At 70.2% G+C, this 18,099-nt stretch carries 14 protein-coding genes; 13 read left to right on the forward strand and 1 reads right to left on the reverse strand.

Annotated elements, in window-relative coordinates:
• Positions 1-11 precede the first annotated feature (11 nt).
• From ACF088_RS37865 to ACF088_RS37925, 13 genes are all read left to right on the forward strand, one after another.
• Positions 12-1,775, forward strand: coding sequence for a UDP-N-acetylmuramoyl-L-alanyl-D-glutamate--2,6-diaminopimelate ligase (locus ACF088_RS37865; RefSeq protein WP_392380513.1), 1,764 nt, complete (start codon positions 12-14; stop codon positions 1,773-1,775).
• A 62-nt stretch (positions 1,776-1,837) separates the two neighbouring features.
• Positions 1,838-3,289, forward strand: coding sequence for a UDP-N-acetylmuramoyl-tripeptide--D-alanyl-D-alanine ligase (murF, locus tag ACF088_RS37870; RefSeq protein ID WP_392380514.1), 1,452 nt, complete (start codon positions 1,838-1,840; stop codon positions 3,287-3,289).
• Between the two features lie 5 nt (positions 3,290-3,294).
• A complete protein-coding gene (mraY, locus tag ACF088_RS37875) occupies positions 3,295-4,359 on the forward strand; it encodes a phospho-N-acetylmuramoyl-pentapeptide-transferase (protein WP_030085860.1) in 1,065 nt (354 codons plus the stop codon).
• Between the two features lie 2 nt (positions 4,360-4,361).
• Positions 4,362-5,798, forward strand: coding sequence for a UDP-N-acetylmuramoyl-L-alanine--D-glutamate ligase (gene murD, locus ACF088_RS37880; RefSeq protein WP_392380580.1), 1,437 nt, complete (start codon positions 4,362-4,364; stop codon positions 5,796-5,798).
• Positions 5,799-5,858: 60 nt separating this feature from the next.
• Positions 5,859-7,205: a putative lipid II flippase FtsW gene (gene ftsW / locus ACF088_RS37885; RefSeq protein WP_392380515.1), complete on the forward strand. Its 1,347-nt coding sequence runs from the start codon at positions 5,859-5,861 to the stop codon at positions 7,203-7,205.
• 6 nt (positions 7,206-7,211) lie between these two features.
• Complete coding sequence (murG, locus tag ACF088_RS37890) at positions 7,212-8,303, forward strand: undecaprenyldiphospho-muramoylpentapeptide beta-N-acetylglucosaminyltransferase (RefSeq protein ID WP_392380516.1); 1,092 nt, start codon at positions 7,212-7,214, stop codon at positions 8,301-8,303.
• 22 nt (positions 8,304-8,325) lie between these two features.
• Positions 8,326-9,141, forward strand: coding sequence for a cell division protein FtsQ/DivIB (locus tag ACF088_RS37895; RefSeq protein WP_392380517.1), 816 nt, complete (start codon positions 8,326-8,328; stop codon positions 9,139-9,141).
• Positions 9,142-9,423: 282 nt separating this feature from the next.
• A complete protein-coding gene (gene ftsZ / locus ACF088_RS37900) occupies positions 9,424-10,653 on the forward strand; it encodes a cell division protein FtsZ (RefSeq protein ID WP_392380518.1) in 1,230 nt (409 codons plus the stop codon).
• A 14-nt stretch (positions 10,654-10,667) separates the two neighbouring features.
• Positions 10,668-11,432, forward strand: coding sequence for a peptidoglycan editing factor PgeF (gene pgeF, locus ACF088_RS37905; RefSeq protein WP_392380519.1), 765 nt, complete (start codon positions 10,668-10,670; stop codon positions 11,430-11,432).
• Positions 11,384-12,151 (forward strand): YggS family pyridoxal phosphate-dependent enzyme, encoded by a 768-nt coding sequence (locus ACF088_RS37910; RefSeq protein ID WP_392380520.1) that lies wholly within the window; start codon positions 11,384-11,386, stop codon positions 12,149-12,151. Before pgeF ends, ACF088_RS37910 begins: the two co-directional genes overlap by 49 nt.
• A gap of 123 nt (positions 12,152-12,274) precedes the next feature.
• Positions 12,275-12,895, forward strand: coding sequence for a cell division protein SepF (locus ACF088_RS37915; protein ID WP_392380521.1), 621 nt, complete (start codon positions 12,275-12,277; stop codon positions 12,893-12,895).
• Between the two features lie 72 nt (positions 12,896-12,967).
• Positions 12,968-13,261, forward strand: a complete 294-nt coding sequence (locus tag ACF088_RS37920) for a YggT family protein (protein ID WP_042162056.1) — start codon at positions 12,968-12,970, stop codon at positions 13,259-13,261.
• Between the two features lie 49 nt (positions 13,262-13,310).
• Entirely contained in the window at positions 13,311-14,429 is a 1,119-nt protein-coding gene (locus ACF088_RS37925; RefSeq protein ID WP_129296869.1) for a DivIVA domain-containing protein, read from the forward strand.
• 179 nt (positions 14,430-14,608) lie between these two features.
• Here the strand turns inward: ACF088_RS37925 and ileS are convergent, their stop codons facing one another.
• The gene (gene ileS / locus ACF088_RS37930) at positions 14,609-17,746 is read right to left on the reverse strand and encodes an isoleucine--tRNA ligase (RefSeq protein WP_392380522.1); all 3,138 of its coding nucleotides are present in this window, start codon (positions 17,744-17,746) and stop codon (positions 14,609-14,611) included.
• Positions 17,747-18,099: the final 353 nt, after the last annotated feature.

Here is an 18,099-nt window from a genome sequence, read left to right on the forward strand (position 1 = left end):
GCAATTCCGCCGTGACGACCATCACCCCCGACGGCACCCCCGACGGCACCCCCGTCGCGGGAAACTGCTCCTCCCCACGGCCCTCACTTCGCCCCGGGCCGGTGGTGCCCGGTACGCTCACCGCCGTGTCACACGCTGATCAGTCCCCGAAAGCCCAGCACGCCGAGAAGGGCGGGCCCGGCACCTATCCGGGAGCGCCGCGCCCTGAAACGGTCCGCCCCACCCCCCTGGCGGACCTCGCCGAGCAGCTGGGATGCCCCGCCCCGGATCCCGGCCATGCCGCTGCCACGGTCACCGGCATCACCCATGACTCCCGGGCGGTCCGCCCCGGCGATGTCTATGCCGCGCTGCCCGGTGCCCGTCTGCACGGCGCCGACTTCGTCGCCCAGGCGGCCGACCTCGGCGCCGCGGCGATCCTGACCGACCCGTCGGGCGCCGAGCGTGCCGCGGCGACCGGCCTGCCGGTCCTCGTCGTCGAGAACCCGCGCGCCCGGATGGGCTCCCTGGCCGTTTCGATCTACGACGCGCCGGGCGAGGACCTCCTCCAGATCGGCATCACCGGCACCTCCGGCAAGACCACCACCGCCTACCTCATCGAGGGCGGGCTGCGGGCGGCTGCCGCGAAGCGCGCCGACGGGGGACTCACCGGCCTGATCGGCACCGTCGAGACCCGTATCGGCGACGAGCGGATCAAGTCCGAGCGCACCACCCCCGAGGCCACCGACCTGCAGGCGCTGTTCGCCGTGATGCGCGAGCGCGGCGTCCGCGCCGTCGCCATGGAGGTCTCCAGCCACGCACTGGTCCTCGGCCGGGTCGACGGCTGCGTCTTCGACGTCGCGATCTTCAACAACCTCAGCCCGGAGCACATGGAGTTCCACTCCGGGATGGAGGACTACTTCCAGGCCAAGGCCCAGCTGTTCACCAAGGCCCGCAGCCGGGCCGGCGTCGTCAACCTCGACGACGAGTACGGCAAGCGGCTGGCCGAGGGCGAGTCCGAGGTACCGGTCACCACCTTCTCCGCCGAGGGCCACCCGGACGCGGACTGGCGGGCGTCGGACGTCGAGATCGGCACGCTCGGCTCGACCTTCACCGTGCACGGCCCGGACGGCCAGGCCCTGCGCGCCGCCTCCCCGATCGCCGGCCCGTTCAACGTCGCCAATGCGCTCGCCGCGATCGTCTCGCTGGTCGTCGCCGGCATCGACCCGCAGACCGCGGCCGACGGCGTCGCCGCGGTGCCCGGCGTCCCCGGCCGCCTGGAGCGCATCGACGCCGGCCAGGCGTACCTGGCGGTCGTCGACTACGCCCACAAGACCGACGCCGTCGAATCGGTTCTGCGCGCGCTGCGCAAGGTCACCGACGGCAAGCTGCACGCCGTCCTCGGCTGCGGCGGCGACCGCGACCCGCACAAGCGCGGCCCGATGGGTGCCGCAGTGGCCCGGCTCGCCGACACGGCCATCCTGACCTCCGACAACCCGCGTGGCGAGGACCCGCTCTCGATCCTCGCCACCATGCTCGCGGGTGCCGCGGAAGTCCCCATCCATGAACGCGGCACGGTGCTGGTCGAGGAAGAGCGGGCCACCGCCATCGCCGCCGCCGTCGCCCGCGCCGAGCCCGGCGACACCGTGATCGTCGCGGGCAAGGGCCACGAGCAGGGCCAGGACATCGCCGGAGTGGTACGCCCCTTCGACGACCGCCAGGTGCTGCGCGATGCCATCGAGGACTCGCAGAAGTCACAGCAGTCGCCGCAGTCACCGCCCCCGAACCACCAGGGATGACACACCGCCATGCGCGCACAACCCCTTTACCGTCACTGCCCGCCCCTCGCCGGGGGTGACCTGTGATCTCCCTGTCGCTCGCCGAGATCGCGAGCATCGTCGGCGGCCGGCAGTACGACATACCGGACGACGGCCGCCGGGTGACCGGACCGGTCGTGGCCGACTCCCGCGCGGTACGCCCCGGCGCACTCTTCGTGGCGTTCGCCGGTGACCGTGCCGACGGCCACGACTTCGCGGCGGGTGCCGTCGAGGCGGGCGCGGTGGCCGTACTGGCCGCCCGCCCCGTCGGTGTCCCCGCGATCGTCGTCGACGACGTGGTCGCCGCCCTCGGTGCGCTCGCCCGCGCCGTCGTCGAGCGCCTGGGCACCACCGTCGTCGGCCTCACCGGCTCGGCCGGCAAGACCAGCACCAAGGACCTGATCGCCCAGCTGCTGCAGCGCTCCGGCCCGACGGTCTGGCCGGAGGGCAACCTCAACAACGAGATCGGGCTGCCGCTGACCGCGCTGCGCGCCGATGAGACCACCCGCCACCTCGTCCTGGAGATGGGTGCCCGCGGCGTCGGCCACATCCGCTACCTCGCCGGGCTGACCCCGCCGAGGATCGGTGTGGTGCTCAACGTCGGCAGCGCGCACATCGGCGAGTTCGGCGGCCGGGAGCAGATCGCCCTGGCAAAGGGCGAACTCGTCGAGGAGCTGCCCGCGGCCGAGGACGGCGGGGTCGCGGTGCTCAACGCCGACGACCCGTACGTGCGCGCCATGGGCCCCCGCACCAGGGCCCGCACGATCCTTTTCGGCGAGGCCCGGGACGCCGCCGTACGTGCGGAGAATGTCCGGATCACGGAGGCCGGACAGCCTGCCTTCACGCTTCACACACCCTCCGGGTGCAGTGATGTGACCATGCGGCTGTACGGTGAGCACCACGTGTCGAACGCGCTCGCCGCGGCCGCCGTCGCCCATGAGTTGGGCATGTCCGTGGACGAGATCGCCATCGCGCTCTCCGAAGCCGGCACGCTCTCCCGCTGGCGTATGGAGGTCACCGAGCGCGCGGACGGTGTGACGGTCGTCAACGACGCCTACAACGCGAACCCCGAGTCCATGCGAGCGGCGCTGCGAGCGCTGGTCGCCATGGGCGCAGCCGCCAAGGCGAAGGGCGGACGTACGTGGGCGGTGCTCGGTGAGATGGCCGAGCTCGGCGAGGAGTCGCTTGCCGAACACGACGCGGTCGGGCGGCTGGTCGTCCGACTCAACGTCAGCAAGCTCGTGGCAGTCGGCGGCAGGGAAGCGGCCTGGCTCGACATGGGCGCCAAGAACGAGGGTTCGTGGGGTGAGGAGTCGGTGCACGTGTCCGACGCGCGGGCGGCGGTCGACCTGTTGCGCAGCGAGCTGCGACCGGGAGACGTCGTGCTGGTGAAGGCGTCCAGGTCGGTGGGGCTGGAGCGGGTTGCCGCAGCATTGCTGGACGACGCAGGCCTCGAGGGCGCTGCGGGCGCCGAGGGCGGAGTCGCGTCCCGATGAACTCGATGAAGCAGATCCTCTTCTCCGGAATGATCGGGCTCTTCCTGACCCTGATCGGCACCCCGGTGCTGATCAAGTTGCTGGCCAAAAAGGGATACGGGCAGTTCATCCGCGATGACGGCCCGCGCGATCACCACAGCAAACGCGGTACGCCCACCATGGGTGGTATCGCCTTCATCCTGGCGACGATCATCGCCTATGTGCTGACCAAGGTCATCACGAGCAGTGACCCCACCTTCTCCGGTGTGCTGGTGCTGTTCCTGATGGCGGGCATGGGCCTGGTCGGCTTCCTCGACGACTACATCAAGATCGTCAAGCAGCGTTCGCTGGGCCTGCGGGCCAAGGCCAAGATGGCCGGTCAGCTGATCGTCGGCATCGCCTTCGCCGTGCTCTCACTGCAGTTCGCCGACCTGCGCGGGCAGACCCCGGCGTCCGACCGGCTCTCCTTCACCCAGGACTTCGGCTGGCAGATCGGCCCGGTGATCTTCGTGATCTGGGCACTGTTCATGATCCTGGCGATGTCCAACGGCGTGAACCTCACCGACGGCCTCGACGGCCTCGCCACCGGCGCCTCGGTGATGGTCTTCGGCGCGTACACGTTCATCGGCATCTGGCAGCACCAGGAGTCGTGCGCCAACCAGATCACCGCCGGACCGGGCTGTTACGAGGTCCGCGACCCACTTGACCTCGCGGTCGTCGCCTCGGCACTGATGGGCGCCTGCTTCGGCTTCCTGTGGTGGAACACCTCGCCCGCCAAGATCTTCATGGGGGACACCGGTTCGCTGGCCCTGGGCGGCGCGCTGGCCGGTCTGGCGATCTGCTCCCGTACGGAGCTGCTGCTGGCCATCCTCGGCGGTCTCTTCGTCCTGATCACCATGTCCGTGGTCATCCAGGTCGGCTCGTTCCGGCTCACCGGTAAGCGGGTCTTCCGGATGGCGCCACTCCAGCACCACTTCGAACTCAAGGGGTGGTCCGAAGTCCTTGTGGTGGTCCGGTTCTGGATCATCCAGGGCATGTGCGTCATCGTGGGACTCGGCATCTTCTACGGCGGCTGGCAGGCGGCAAAGTGACCATGCAGAGCCCGGCGGACTTCGCCGGCCGGCGCATCACCGTTGCCGGCCTCGGCGTGAGCGGCGTTCCCGCCGCCCGCGCCCTGGCCGGCCTCGGCGCCCACGTCACCGTCGTCAACAGCAGCGACGGTGAACGCGAGCGTGCGCAGGCCGCCGAGCTGGAGGAGCTGGGGGCCACCGTCCGCCTGGGCGACGGCGACACCCTCCCCGAGGGCACGGAACTGGTCGTCACCACCCCGGGCTGGAAGCCGGCCAGTCCGCTCTTCGCCGCGGCCGAGAAGGCGGGCGTCGAGGTGTGGGGCGATGTCGAACTGGCCTGGCGGCTGCGCGGCCCCGACTCCGCTCCCTGGCTGGCGGTCACCGGCACCAACGGCAAGACCACCACCGTCCGGATGCTGGCCTCGATCCTGCAGGCGGCGGGTCTGCGGACCGCCGCCGTCGGCAACATCGGCGTCCCGCTCGTCGATGTGGTGCTCGGCGAGGGGCAGCCGGACGGTGCGTCGTACGACGTCCTCGCCGTCGAGCTCTCCAGTTACCAGCTGCACTGGGCGCCCTCCGTACGGGCGCACTCCGCGGCCGTCCTCAACCTCGCCCCCGATCACCTGGACTGGCACGGTTCCATGGCGGCCTACGCCGCCGACAAGGGCCGTATCTACGAGGGCAACACCGTCGCCTGCGTCTACAACGCCGCCGACCCGCTGACCGAGGAACTGGTCCGGGCGGCCGACGTCGAGGAAGGCTGCCGTGCGATCGGGTTCACCCTCGGCACCCCGGGACCTTCCCAGTTGGGCGTCGTCGAGGGCATCCTCGTCGACCGCGCCTTCGTGGCGAACCGCCAGCAGCAGGCCCAGGAGCTCGCGGAGGTCTCGGACGTCACGCCCGCGGCCCCGCACAACATCGCCAACGCCCTCGCGGCCGCGGCGCTGGCCCGTGCCTTCGGGGTGGCCCCCGCCGCCGTACGCGACGGACTGCGCGCCTTCCACCCGGACGCCCACCGCATCCAGCACATCGCGGACCTCGACGGCGTCAGCTATATCGATGACTCCAAGGCCACCAACACCCATGCCGCCGAGGCGTCGTTGGCGGCGTACGAGCACATCGTGTGGATCGCCGGCGGCCTCGCCAAGGGCGCGACCTTCGACGAGCTGGTGCAGACGTCGGCGGCCCGGCTGCGCGGTGTGGTGCTGATCGGTGCCGATCGGGCGCTGATTCGCGAAGCCCTGGCGCGACACGCCCCCGATGTCCCGGTGGTCGACCTCGACCGGACCGACACTGGGGCGATGTCCGAGGCGGTACGGGAAGCGAGCCGCCTGGCCGAGCCCGGCGACACCGTCCTGCTGGCTCCGGCCTGTGCCTCGATGGACATGTTCGTCAATTACAACAAGCGGGGCGAGGCCTTCGCCGACGCGGTCGGTGAGCTGACCGCACGGGATCACTAGACCGTTTCTCCCCGCTGTCGTCGTCAGCCGGCGGCGAGCGCACCTGTGGAGGGGACGAGGATGACGGCCCGATCGGCGAAGCCGGCCCCGTCGCGTCCGCGCCGGCCCTCCGCGGTGCGAGCGCCGCGCGCCGGCCGCACACCGGACGGCCCCCGGGGGCTCCACACCCGCCTCAAACGGGCCTGGGACCGCCCGCTGACCGCGTACTACCTGATCCTCGGCGGCAGCCTGCTGATCACCGTCCTGGGGCTGGTGATGGTCTACTCGGCGTCCCAGATCAAGGCGCTGCAGTCCGGCCTCGCCCCGACGTACTTCTTCCGCAAGCAGCTGCTCGCCGCCGTCCTCGGCGGCGGGATGCTGCTGGCCGCCTCCCGGATGACGGTACGGCTGCACCGCACGCTGGCCTATCCGCTGCTCGCCGTCTCCGTGTTCCTGATGTGCCTGGTGCAGATTCCGGGCATAGGGGTCGCGGTCAACGGCAACCAGAACTGGATCAACCTCGGCGGCCCTTTCCAGATGCAACCGAGCGAGTTCGGCAAGCTCGCGCTGGTGCTGTGGGGCGCCGATCTGCTGGCCCGCAAACAGGACAAGCGGCTGCTGGCGCAGTGGAAGCACCTGCTGGTGCCGCTGATCCCGGTGGCGTTCCTGCTGCTCGGGCTGATCATGCTCGGCGGCGACATGGGCACCGCGATCATTCTCACGGCGATCCTCTTCGGGCTGCTGTGGCTGGCCGGTGCGCCGACCCGGCTGTTCGTGGGGGTGCTGGGCAGCGCCGCGCTGATCGGGGCACTGCTGATCAAGACCAGCGCGAACCGGATGTCCCGGCTGGCCTGCATCGGCGCGACCGATCCGGGCCCCGGTGACCAGTGCTGGCAGGCCGTGCACGGCATCTACGCACTGGCCTCCGGCGGATTCTTCGGTTCCGGCCTCGGCGCCAGTATGGAAAAATGGGGAGAACTCCCCGAACCGCACACCGACTTCATCTTCGCCATCACCGGGGAGGAACTGGGTCTGGCGGGGACGCTGTCGGTGCTCGCCCTCTTCGCGGCTCTAGGCTATGCGGGTATCCGCGTGGCCGGACGCACGGAGGACCCCTTCGTACGGTACGCCGCGGGAGGTGTGACCACCTGGATCACGGCTCAGGCCGTGATCAACATCGGTGCGGTGCTCGGTCTGTTGCCGATCGCCGGTGTCCCGCTCCCGCTGTTCTCCTACGGAGGCTCGGCCCTGCTGCCGACGATGTTCGCCATCGGGCTGCTGATCGCCTTCGCGCGTGACGAGCCCGCTGCACGGGCGGCGTTGTCGGCCCGGTCGGCGCGGAAGCCGGTCTTCGGAAGAAGGCAGGCTGGGGTGAGATGGAAGACGATGAGACGGCGCGTCAAGAAGCGGCCGTCCGGAGAGCGGTGAATTTCGGTGCATGTCGTACTCGCCGGTGGGGGGACCGCCGGCCACATCGAGCCCGCGCTCGCCCTCGCGGACGCACTGCGGAGGCAGGACCCCACCGTGGGGATCACGGCACTCGGTACGGAGAAGGGCCTGGAGACCCGCCTCGTCCCGGAACGCGGCTATGAGCTGGGGCTGATCCCGGCCGTGCCGCTGCCGCGCAAGCCCACCCCCGAGCTGATCACCGTCCCCGGGCGGCTGCGCGGCACGATCAAGGCCGCCGAGCAGATCCTGGAGCGCACCAAGGCGGACTGTGTCGTCGGCTTCGGCGGCTATGTGGCGCTGCCCGGCTACCTCGCCGCCAAGCGCCTCGGGGTGCCGATCATCGTCCACGAGGCCAACGCCCGCCCCGGCCTGGCCAACAAGATCGGCTCGCGGTACGCCAAGTTCGTCGCCGTCAGTACCCCCGACAGCAAGCTGCGCGGTGCCCGCTACGTCGGCATTCCGCTGCGCCGCACCATCGCCACCCTGGACCGTGCCGCGGTCCGCCCGGAGGCGCGGGCCGCCTTCGGGCTCGACCCCAACCTCCCGACCCTGCTGGTGTCCGGTGGTTCGCAGGGTGCCCGCCGGCTGAACGAGGTCACCCAGGCCGCCGTCCCGGCCCTCCAGCGTGCCGGGATCCAGGTGCTGCACGCCGTCGGTCCGAAGAACGAACTGCCGCACGCGGACAACATGCCCGGGATGCCCCCCTATATCCCGGTACCGTACGTGGACCGGATGGATCTCGCGTACGCCGCGGCCGACATGATGCTCTGCCGCGCGGGCGCGATGACCGTCGCCGAGTTGTCCGCCGTCGGGCTGCCGGCCGCATTCGTTCCGCTGCCCATCGGCAACGGCGAGCAGCGGCTCAACGCCCAGCCGCTGGTCAACGCCGGCGGGGGCCTGCTGGTCGATGACGCCCAGTTGACCCCGGACTGGGTGCAGAACAGTGTGCTCCCGGTCCTGGCCGATCCGCACCGGCTGTACGAGATGTCCCGCGCGGCCTCCGAGTTCGGCCGACGGGACGCCGACGAGCTGCTGGTCGGCATGGTGTACGAGGCGATCGCGCAGCGCAACAAGTAGCGCACGAGAGAAGGCAGGGAGCGTGGCCGGACCGGCAACCGCCCGACGCGGCGAGAAGAAGTCACCGTCCGGCCCGCCCTCCGCCGCGCCACCCCGCGCGACGGGATTCCGGCGGGTGCGCATTCCCCTTCGCGCGCCGAGCCGCCGCAGTCTGATCATCATCACGATCGTCGCGGTGCTGCTCGGCGCGTTCGGCGTCTGGGCGCTCTACGCCTCGAACTGGCTCCGGGTGGAACGCGTCAGGGCCACCGGCACCCGCGTCCTGACGCCGCAAGAGGTCGTCGCCGCGGCACGCGCCCCGATGAACGAGCCGCTGGTCTCCGTGGACACGGACGCGCTCGCCCGGCGGCTGCGCGCGCGGCTGCCGCGCATCAAGACCGTGGACGTCGAACGGTCCTGGCCGCACACGATCGGTCTGAAGGTGACCGAAAGAAGGCCGGAACTGTTGATGCGAGCGGGCGGAAAGTTTGTCGAAGTGGACGCCGAGGGCGTCCGGTTCGCCACTGTCCGCACGGCCCCCCGGGGCGTTCCGCTTCTGGAAATGGCCGTATCCGACTCCCTGAGTCTGCACCAGTTCGGAATCGACCGGTTGCGACGGGCCGCGGTCGAGGTCGCCCGGGATCTGCCCCCGGCCGTGCGCAAGGACGTACGCAAGGTCCGTGTACGGTCCTACGACGCCGTCACCCTCGAACTGACCGGCGGCCGCACGGTGGCGTGGGGCAGCCGCGAAGAGGGCGCCGAAAAGGCAAAGGTGCTGACCGCGCTGCTGAAAGCGGCACACGGCGGGCGCCACTTCGACGTCTCGGTCCCCAGTGCCCCTGCGGTATCGGGGAGTTGACGTGTGGAGCCGCAGGCCAGCACCCTGGATGGCTACGACTATGGGTGATCACATAGGGTGAAAAGAAAAACGGGAGGTTCGGCGTGTTCGTTGAACGCGCGCGCCTTGTCGACTTAGTGTCTCGTTCCAAAGGGACTATGGAACCAAGGAACACAGGCACAGGTAACCCTAAACTTCAACGTTAGGGTTCGGGTCGGCGATACGAACCGTCCCATCGGCATCAGTCGGCGTCCACACGCACGTGCGGCGACGACACGTAACTCGAGGCGAGAGGCCTTCGACGTGGCAGCACCGCAGAACTACCTCGCAGTCATCAAGGTCGTCGGCATCGGCGGCGGTGGCGTGAACGCCATCAACCGGATGATCGAGGTCGGGCTCAAGGGCGTCGAGTTCATCGCGATCAATACCGATGCGCAGGCGCTGCTGATGAGCGACGCCGACGTCAAGCTCGACGTCGGGCGCGAAATGACGCGCGGACTCGGCGCCGGCGCCAACCCGGATGTGGGTCGCAAGGCGGCCGAGGACCACCGCGAGGAGATCGAGGAGGTCCTCAAGGGGGCCGACATGGTCTTCGTGACCGCGGGTGAGGGCGGCGGCACCGGCACCGGCGGCGCACCCGTCGTCGCCAACATCGCGCGCTCGCTGGGCGCCCTGACGATCGGTGTGGTCACCCGGCCGTTCACCTTCGAGGGCCGCCGTCGTGCCAACCAGGCCGAGGACGGCATCGCCCAGCTGCGCGAAGAGGTCGACACCCTCATCGTGATCCCCAACGACCGGCTGCTGTCCATCTCGGACCGTCAGGTGAGCGTGCTCGACGCGTTCAAGTCCGCGGACCAGGTGCTGCTGTCGGGTGTGCAGGGCATCACCGATCTGATCACCACCCCGGGTCTGATCAACCTCGACTTCGCCGACGTCAAGTCCGTGATGTCGGAAGCCGGTTCCGCGCTCATGGGCATCGGCTCGGCACGGGGCGACGACCGTGCGGTGGCCGCCGCGGAGATGGCGATCTCCTCGCCGCTCCTGGAGGCCTCCATCGACGGCGCCCGAGGGGTGCTGCTCTCCATCTCCGGCGGATCCGACCTCGGTCTCTTCGAGATCAACGAGGCCGCGCAGCTGGTCAGCGAGGCCGCACACCCGGAAGCCAACATCATCTTCGGTGCGGTCATCGACGATGCGCTGGGCGACGAGGTCCGGGTGACGGTCATCGCCGCGGGCTTCGACGGTGGTCAGCCGCCGGCCCGCCGCGATACACAATCGGCGCTGTCGTCCCAGAAGCGCGAAGAGCCCGCCCCGGCCCCGAGCCGTCCGGCCACCCCGCCGGAGCCGCGTTCGTCGTCCTTCGGCGGACTGGGTTCGGTGCCGGTACGCGACGAGGAGCCGGCCCCGGCCGAGTCCTCCTCCTCGCTGGGCGAGGTCCCGTCGCCCCCGGCGAGCGCCCCGCAGGTTCCCCCGGCCCGTCCGTACTCGGACTCCGCGGCCGAGGAACTGGACGTCCCCGACTTCCTGAAGTGACGTAAAGCACCGAAGTGATAGGGCAACAGCACCACGAGAGCGGCGCGCACTTCGCCTTCACCGACAGGTGGGGCGGGGTGAGCGCCGCTCCGTACGATCAGCTCAACCTGGGCGGCGCGGTCGGCGACGACCCGCAGGCGGTCCGCGCCAACCGCGCACGGGCCGCCGCGGAACTCGGCCTCGACCCGGCCGCGGTGGTCTGGATGCACCAGGTGCACGGCCGGGACGTCGCGGTGGTCGACGGGCCGTGGCACGGCGACGACATCCCCGGTGTCGACGCGGTGGTCACGGACCGCCGGGGCCTTGCGCTCGCCGTGCTGACCGCCGACTGCACCCCGGTCCTGCTGGCCGATCCGGTCGCCGGGATCGCGGGGGCCGCCCATGCCGGACGGCCGGGTCTGGTCGCCGGGGTGGTCCCGGCGGTCGTCGAGGCCATGGTGAAGCAGGGGGCGGTGCCGGCCCGGATCGTCGCGTACACCGGACCGGCGATCTGCGGGCGGTGTTACGAGGTGCCCGAGGCGATGCGCTGCGATGTCGCCGGGGTGGTGCCCGAGGCCCGTGCGGTGACCAGCTGGGGCACTCCCGCGGTGGACGTCACCGCAGGGGTACGGGCCCAACTCGCCGCGGCGGGCGTACGGGTGCGTGAGGATTCCCACATCTGCACCCGCGAATCCGCCGACCATTTCTCTTACCGGCGCGACCGTACGACGGGACGGCTCGCGAGCTATGTATGGCTCGGGGACACCCCCGACGCACGGCTGGGGGAGGCCGAGCTGTGACGGACGACCGCAAGACGGAACTGGCCGAGAACCTGGCCCGGGTGGAGGAACGTATCTCCGCCGCATGTGCCAGGGCCGGCCGGCCGCGTGACGAGGTGACCCTGATCGTGGTCACCAAGACCTACCCCGCGAGCGATGTCCGGTTGCTCGCGGAGCTGGGGGTGCGGCAGGTCGCGGAGAACCGCGATCAGGAGGCGGCGCCCAAGGCCGCTGAATGCGCTGATTTGCCCCTTACTTGGCATTTTGTTGGTCAGCTGCAGACCAACAAGGTGCGATCCGTGGCCGGTTATACCGGAATTGTGCAATCGATCGACCGGGTCCGGCTCGTCACCGCCCTCTCCAAGGAGGCGGTGCGTGCCGGGCGTGAACTGGGTTGCCTGGTCCAGGTGGCGCTCGATGCGGAGTCGGGGGAGCGGGGTGAGCGCGGCGGGGTGGCGCCCGACGGAGTCGGGGCGCTGGCCGAGGCGATCGCCTCGGCCGAGGGTCTGCGACTGGACGGTGTGATGACCGTCGCCCCGCTGGCCGGGCCGTACGCCGGACGTGAACTCGCCGCTTTCGAGCGGCTCATGGAAATCTCATCCGACCTGCGCGCGGGTCATCCTGCTGCCACCATGGTGTCCGCAGGTATGAGCGCGGACCTCGAAGAAGCCGTGGCGGCCGGGGCGACACATGTGCGCGTCGGCACTGCGGTACTCGGAGTCCGACCACGGCTCCGGTAACGTCGCCAAGCAAGTCGGACCACAGCACAAAATATGGTCATTCCCGCAAAAAGCGGGCAGGCCGCGTGGATCCAAGGCCCCTGGTGACGGAGCCGATCCACCACAGAGCGGAGGACGCAGAGAATGGCCGGCGCGATGCGCAAGATGGCGGTCTACCTCGGCCTCGTGGAGGACGATGGGTACGACGGCCGGGGGTTCGACCCCGATGACGAGTTCGAGCCCGAGCTTGACCCGGAGCCCGACCGGGGGCGGCGTCAACAGCACCCAGTGCAGGCCGAAATTCCCCCCGAAAGGGAGGGGCCCGTCCGTGCCGTGACACCTCCGGCGCAACGTGAACCGGCCCCGCTCACCACGGAAAACGGACGACCCGCGCGAATCGCCCCCGTGGCATCCATCACACCCGAACGTCCAAATCTGGAGAAGAACGCACCGGTGATCATGCCCAAGGTTGTGTCCGAGCGGGAGCCTTACCGCATCACCACACTCCACCCCCGGACCTACAACGAAGCCCGTACCATCGGGGAACACTTCCGTGAGGGCACTCCGGTGATCATGAATCTCACGGAGATGGACGACACCGACGCGAAGCGACTTGTCGACTTTGCGGCCGGTTTGGTGTTTGGTCTTCACGGCAGCATCGAGCGGGTGACGCAGAAGGTGTTCCTGTTGTCGCCTGCTAACGTCGATGTCACGGCGGAGGACAAGGCCCGCATCGCAGAGGGCGGGTTCTTCAACCAGAGCTGAGACGCAACACCGGGCACACCGAGGCCGTGAGGCCAACACAGGAGCAAGGCAAGGGGAGAGGGACCGCGCGAGATGAGTGTCTTTGGTCAGGTGATCTACATCGCGCTGTACTGCTTCCTGATTGTGTTGATCTTCCGGCTGGTGATGGACTATGTCTTCCAGTTCGCCCGTTCATGGCAACCCGGCAAGGCGATGGTGGTCATTCTTGAGGCCGCCTACACTGTCACTGATCCGCCACTCAAGCTTCTGCGGCGGGTAATCCCGCCGCTGCGTCTCGGGGGCGTGGCGCTCGATCTGTCCTTCTTCGTATTGATGATCATCGTGTACATCCTGATCACCGTCGTGAGGTCGGTGTTGTTGGTGTGAACGATACGGTCTTGCCGATTGCCGACGACTACGTTGAGGTGAAGTAGAGATGCCGTTGACCCCCGAGGACGTGCGGAACAAGCAGTTCACGACCGTCCGCCTCCGAGAAGGCTATGACGAGGACGAGGTCGATGCCTTCCTCGATGAGGTCGAAGCCGAACTGACCCGGCTCCTGCGGGAGAACGAGGACCTTCGCGCCAAGCTGGCCGCTGCCACCCGCGCCGCCGCACAGAACCAGCAGCAGCAGGGGCTGCGCAAGGGACCGGACCAGCAGCAGGAGCAGCAGCAGCGGCCCGGGTCTCCGGTGCCCGCCGCCATATCCGGTCCGCAGCCGGTCCCGCCGCAGCAGCAGCAGGGGATGGGTGGCCCTCCCCAACTGCCTGGTGGTGCACCGCAGCTGCCTCCTGGTCCCGGTGGCCACGGCCCCGGCCCGCAGGGCCCGCACGGCCCCGGTCCGATGGGTCCCGGCGGTCCCATGGGCGGCCCGATGGGTGGTCCCGGCGGACCGCAGCTGCCCGGCCCCGGTGGCCAGCAGGGCGGCCCGGGTGGTGACAGCGCGGCGCGCGTGCTGTCGCTGGCACAGCAGACCGCCGACCAGGCGATCGCGGAGGCCCGTTCCGAGGCCAACAAGATCGTCGGCGAAGCGCGCAGCCGTGCCGAGGGCCTGGAGCGGGACGCCCGCGCCAAGGCCGATGCGCTGGAGCGGGACGCGCAGGAGAAGCACCGCGTGGCGATGGGCTCGCTGGAGTCGGCCCGCGCGACGCTGGAGCGCAAGGTCGAGGACCTGCGCGGCTTCGAGCGCGAGTACCGCACGCGGCTGAAGTCCTACCTGGAGAGCCAGCTGCGTCAGCTGGAGAACCAGGCCGACGACTCGCTGGCTCCGCCCCGGACCCCGGCGGCCGCTTCGCTGCCGCCGTCCCCGTCGATGGCGTCGGCCGGTGCCGGCAGCATGGGCGGCGGCAACCACACCATGGGGGGCGGCCAGCAGATGGGCGGCAACCACTCCATGGCCGGTCAGTCCAACGGTGGTCCGTCCTACGGCGGTCAGCAGCAGATGTCGCCGGCGATGACCCAGCCGATGGCTCCGGTGCGGCCGCAGAGCCCGCAGCCGATGCAGCAGACGCCGTCGCCGATGCGCGGCTTCCTCATCGACGAGGACGACAACTGACGTCCGCGTAGCGCGCACCGTCGGCAATCAGGGCCGGGCCCCGAGGGAACACTCCTTCGGGGCCCGGCCCTTTTGTGTGTACTTGCGCGCGGAGGCCGGGGCGTCCGCGGGGACGGCGAAGCCCCCCGGTGCCGGCTGCACTCGGGGGGCTCGTCAGGCCGTGGTGGCCGCGGGTGCGGTTACGCCTTGCGCAGCTGGAACGTGAGGGCCAGGCTCTCGTCGGTGAACGCGGGGCCGTAGGAACCGTCCGCCTCGCCGGGAGTGAAGTCCTCGGCGAGTACCTCGTCGGAGATCAGGCCGGCGTGGTCGGACAGTGCCGTTCGCACCTCCTCGTCGGTGGACCGCCAGCGCAGCGCGATCCGGTCGGCGACATCCAGGCCGCTGTTCTTACGGGCCTCCTGGATCAGCCGGATCGCGTCGCGGGCCAGGCCCGCCCGGCGCAGCTCCGGGGTGATCTCCAGGTCGAGGGCGACCGTGGCACCCGCGTCGGAGGCCACCGACCAGCCCTCGCGGGGGGTCTCGGTGATGATGACCTCGTCGGGGGCGAGCGAGACGGTCTCCCCGTCGACCTCGACACTTGCCGTGCCGTCGCGCAGGGCGAGCGAGAGGGCCGCGGCGTCCGCCGCGGCGACGGCCTTGGCGACCGCCTGGACGCCTTTGCCGAACCGCTTGCCCAGGGCACGGAAGTTCGCCTTGGCGGTGGTGTCGACCAGGGAGCCCCCCACCTCCGACAGCGCGGCCAGCGAGCTGACGTTCAGCTCCTCGGTGATCTGTGCGCGCAGGTCCTCGGGCAGGCCCGCGAAGCCGTGGGCCGCCACCAGCGCACGGGACAGCGGCTGGCGGGTCTTCACCCCCGACTCGGCACGGGTCGCACGGCCCAGCTCGACCAGCCGGCGCACCAGCTGCATCTGGCCGGACAGCGCCGGGTCGATGAGCGTCCGGTCGGCGACCGGCCAGCCGGCGAGGTGGACGGACTCCGGGGCCTCGGGGGCGACCGGGACGACCAGGTCCTGCCAGACCCGCTCGGTGATGAACGGCGTGAGCGGGGCCATCAGCCGGGTGACCGTCTCGATGACCTCGTGCAGCGTGCGCAGCGCGGCCGCGTCGCCCTGCCAGAAGCGGCGGCGGGAGCGGCGGACGTACCAGTTGGAGAGGTCGTCGACGAAGGAGGAGAGGAGCTTGCCGGCACGCTGGGTGTCGAAGGTTTCCAGGGAGTCGGTGACCTGCTCGACCAGGGTGTTCAGCTCACCGAGCAGCCAGCGGTCCAGCAGCGGCCGGTCGGCCGGGGCCGGGTCGGCGGCGGAGGGGGCCCAGTTCGACGTACGGGCGTACAGCGCCTGGAAGGCGACGGTGTTCCAGTACGTCAGCAGCGTCTTGCGGACGACTTCCTGGATGGTGCTGTGGCCCACCCGGCGGGCGGCCCAGGGGGAGCCGCCGGCGGCCATGAACCAGCGGACCGCGTCGGCGCCGTGCTGGTCCATGAGCGGGATCGGCTGGAGGATGTTGCCCAGGTGCTTGGACATCTTCCGGCCGTCCTCGGCGAGGATGTGGCCGAGGCAGACCACGTTTTCGTACGAGGACTTGTCGAAGACGAGCGTGCCGACGGCCATCAGGGTGTAGAACCAGCCGCGGGTCTGGTCGATGGCCTCCGAGATGAACTGCGCCGGGTAGCGCTTCTCGAACAGCTCCTTGTTGCGGTACGGGTAGCCCCACTGCGCGAACGGCATCGAGCCCGAGTCGTACCAGGCGTCGATGACCTCGGGGACGCGGGTCGCGGTGCCCTGGCACGTCGGGCAGTCGAAGGTGATCGCGTCGATGTACGGGCGGTGCGGGTCCAGGTCCGACTGGTCGGTCCCGGTCCGCTCGGTCAGCTCGGTGAGCGAGCCGACGCAGGTGAGGTGGTTCTCCTCGCAGCGCCAGATGGGAAGCGGGGTGCCCCAGTAGCGGTTGCGGGACAGCGCCCAGTCGATGTTGTTGTTGAGCCAGTCGCCGAAGCGGCCGTGCTTGACCGACTCCGGGAACCAGTTGGTGTTCTCGTTCTCCCGCAGCAGGGCGTCCTTGACCGCGGTGGTGCGGATGTACCACGACGGCTGGGCGTAGTAGAGCAGCGCGGTGTGGCAGCGCCAGCAGTGCGGGTAGCTGTGCTCGTAGGCGAGGTGGCGGAAGAGCAGGCCGCGGGCGTCGAGGTCGGCGACCAGCGCCTCGTCGGCCTTCTTGAAAAACTGGCCGCCGACCAGGCGCAGTTCCTCCTCGAACGTGCCGTCCGGGCGGACCGGGTTGATCACCGGCAGGCCGTACGCCTTGCAGGTCCTGAGGTCGTCCTCACCGAAGGCCGGGGCCTGGTGGACGAGGCCGGTGCCGTCGTCGGTGGTGACGTACTCGGCGTTGACGACGATATTGGCGCCCGCCAGCTCGACGAGGTCGAAGGGGCGCTCATAGGCCCAGCGCTCCATCTCGCGGCCGGTGAACGACTCGCCGGTGGCGGTCCAGCCCTCGCCCAGGGCCTTCTCCAGCAGCGGCTCGGCGACGACCAGCTGCTCGCTGCCGTCGGTGGCGACGACATAGGTGACGTCGGGGTGCGCGGCGACGGCGGTGTTGGAGACCAGGGTCCAGGGGGTGGTCGTCCAGATCAGCAGCGCGGCCCGGCCGGCCAGCGGGCCGGACGTCAGCGGGAGGCGGACGAAGACCGAGGGGTCGACGACGTTCTCGTAGCCCTGGGCCAGCTCGTGGTCCGACAGGCCGGTGCCGCAGCGCGGGCACCAGGGGGCGACGCGGTGGTCCTGGACCAGCAGGCCCTTGTCGAAGATCTCCTTCAGCGACCACCACACCGACTCGATGTAGTCGGGGTCCATCGTGCGGTACGGGGCATCCAGATCGGTCCAGTAGCCCATCCGGGTCGTGAGCTCGGCGAAGGCGTCGGTGTGGCGGGTCACCGACTCGCGGCACTTGGCGTTGAACTCGGCGATGCCGTACGCCTCGATGTCCTTCTTGCCGTTGAAGCCCAGCTCCTTCTCCACGGCCAGCTCGACCGGGAGGCCGTGGCAGTCCCAGCCGGCCTTGCGGTCGACGTGGTAGCCCTGCATCGTGCGGAACCGGGGGAAGACGTCCTTGAAGACGCGCGCCTCGATGTGGTGCGCGCCGGGCATGCCGTTGGCGGTCGGGGGGCCCTCGTAGAAGACCCACTCGGGCCGTCCCTCGGACTGCTGGAGGGTGCGGGCGAAGATCTTCTGTTCCTGCCAGAACTCGAGCACGGCGTGCTCGAGGGCGGGGAGGTCTACCTGGGCGGGTACCTGGTGATACTGGGGCTGCGGACTCATCGGGGGCTTCCTCCGGCGGACACCTGCTGCGTTCTCCGTCCGGAGGGACGAGAGCCTGCGCTCCCGCGGTACCACCCTCCTTGGCGGTGCTGCTGCACCGCCCCCTCATTGGGGTCGCGCTGCCGGTTCTACTCGCCGTGGGTGGCCCGAGGCCCGTGGGCGGAGCCCACTGTCCAAAGCTTTCTTCCGGCGGCTCCGGGGTGATCTTCGCGTCGTGCACGCCCCCGGGCTTCCACCGTCCCCGGGTCGCTGCTGGCTGCGTACGGCGCTACTCGTCCCGTCAATGCCTCTCGCTCGGCCCAGTGTACGGGGCCGCACCGACAGTGGCCGACCGGATTTCCGGCAGCCGGGGG

The sequence above is a fragment of the Streptomyces sp. NPDC015125 genome, assembly GCF_043080045.1.
Lineage (GTDB): Bacteria > Actinomycetota > Actinomycetes > Streptomycetales > Streptomycetaceae > Streptomyces.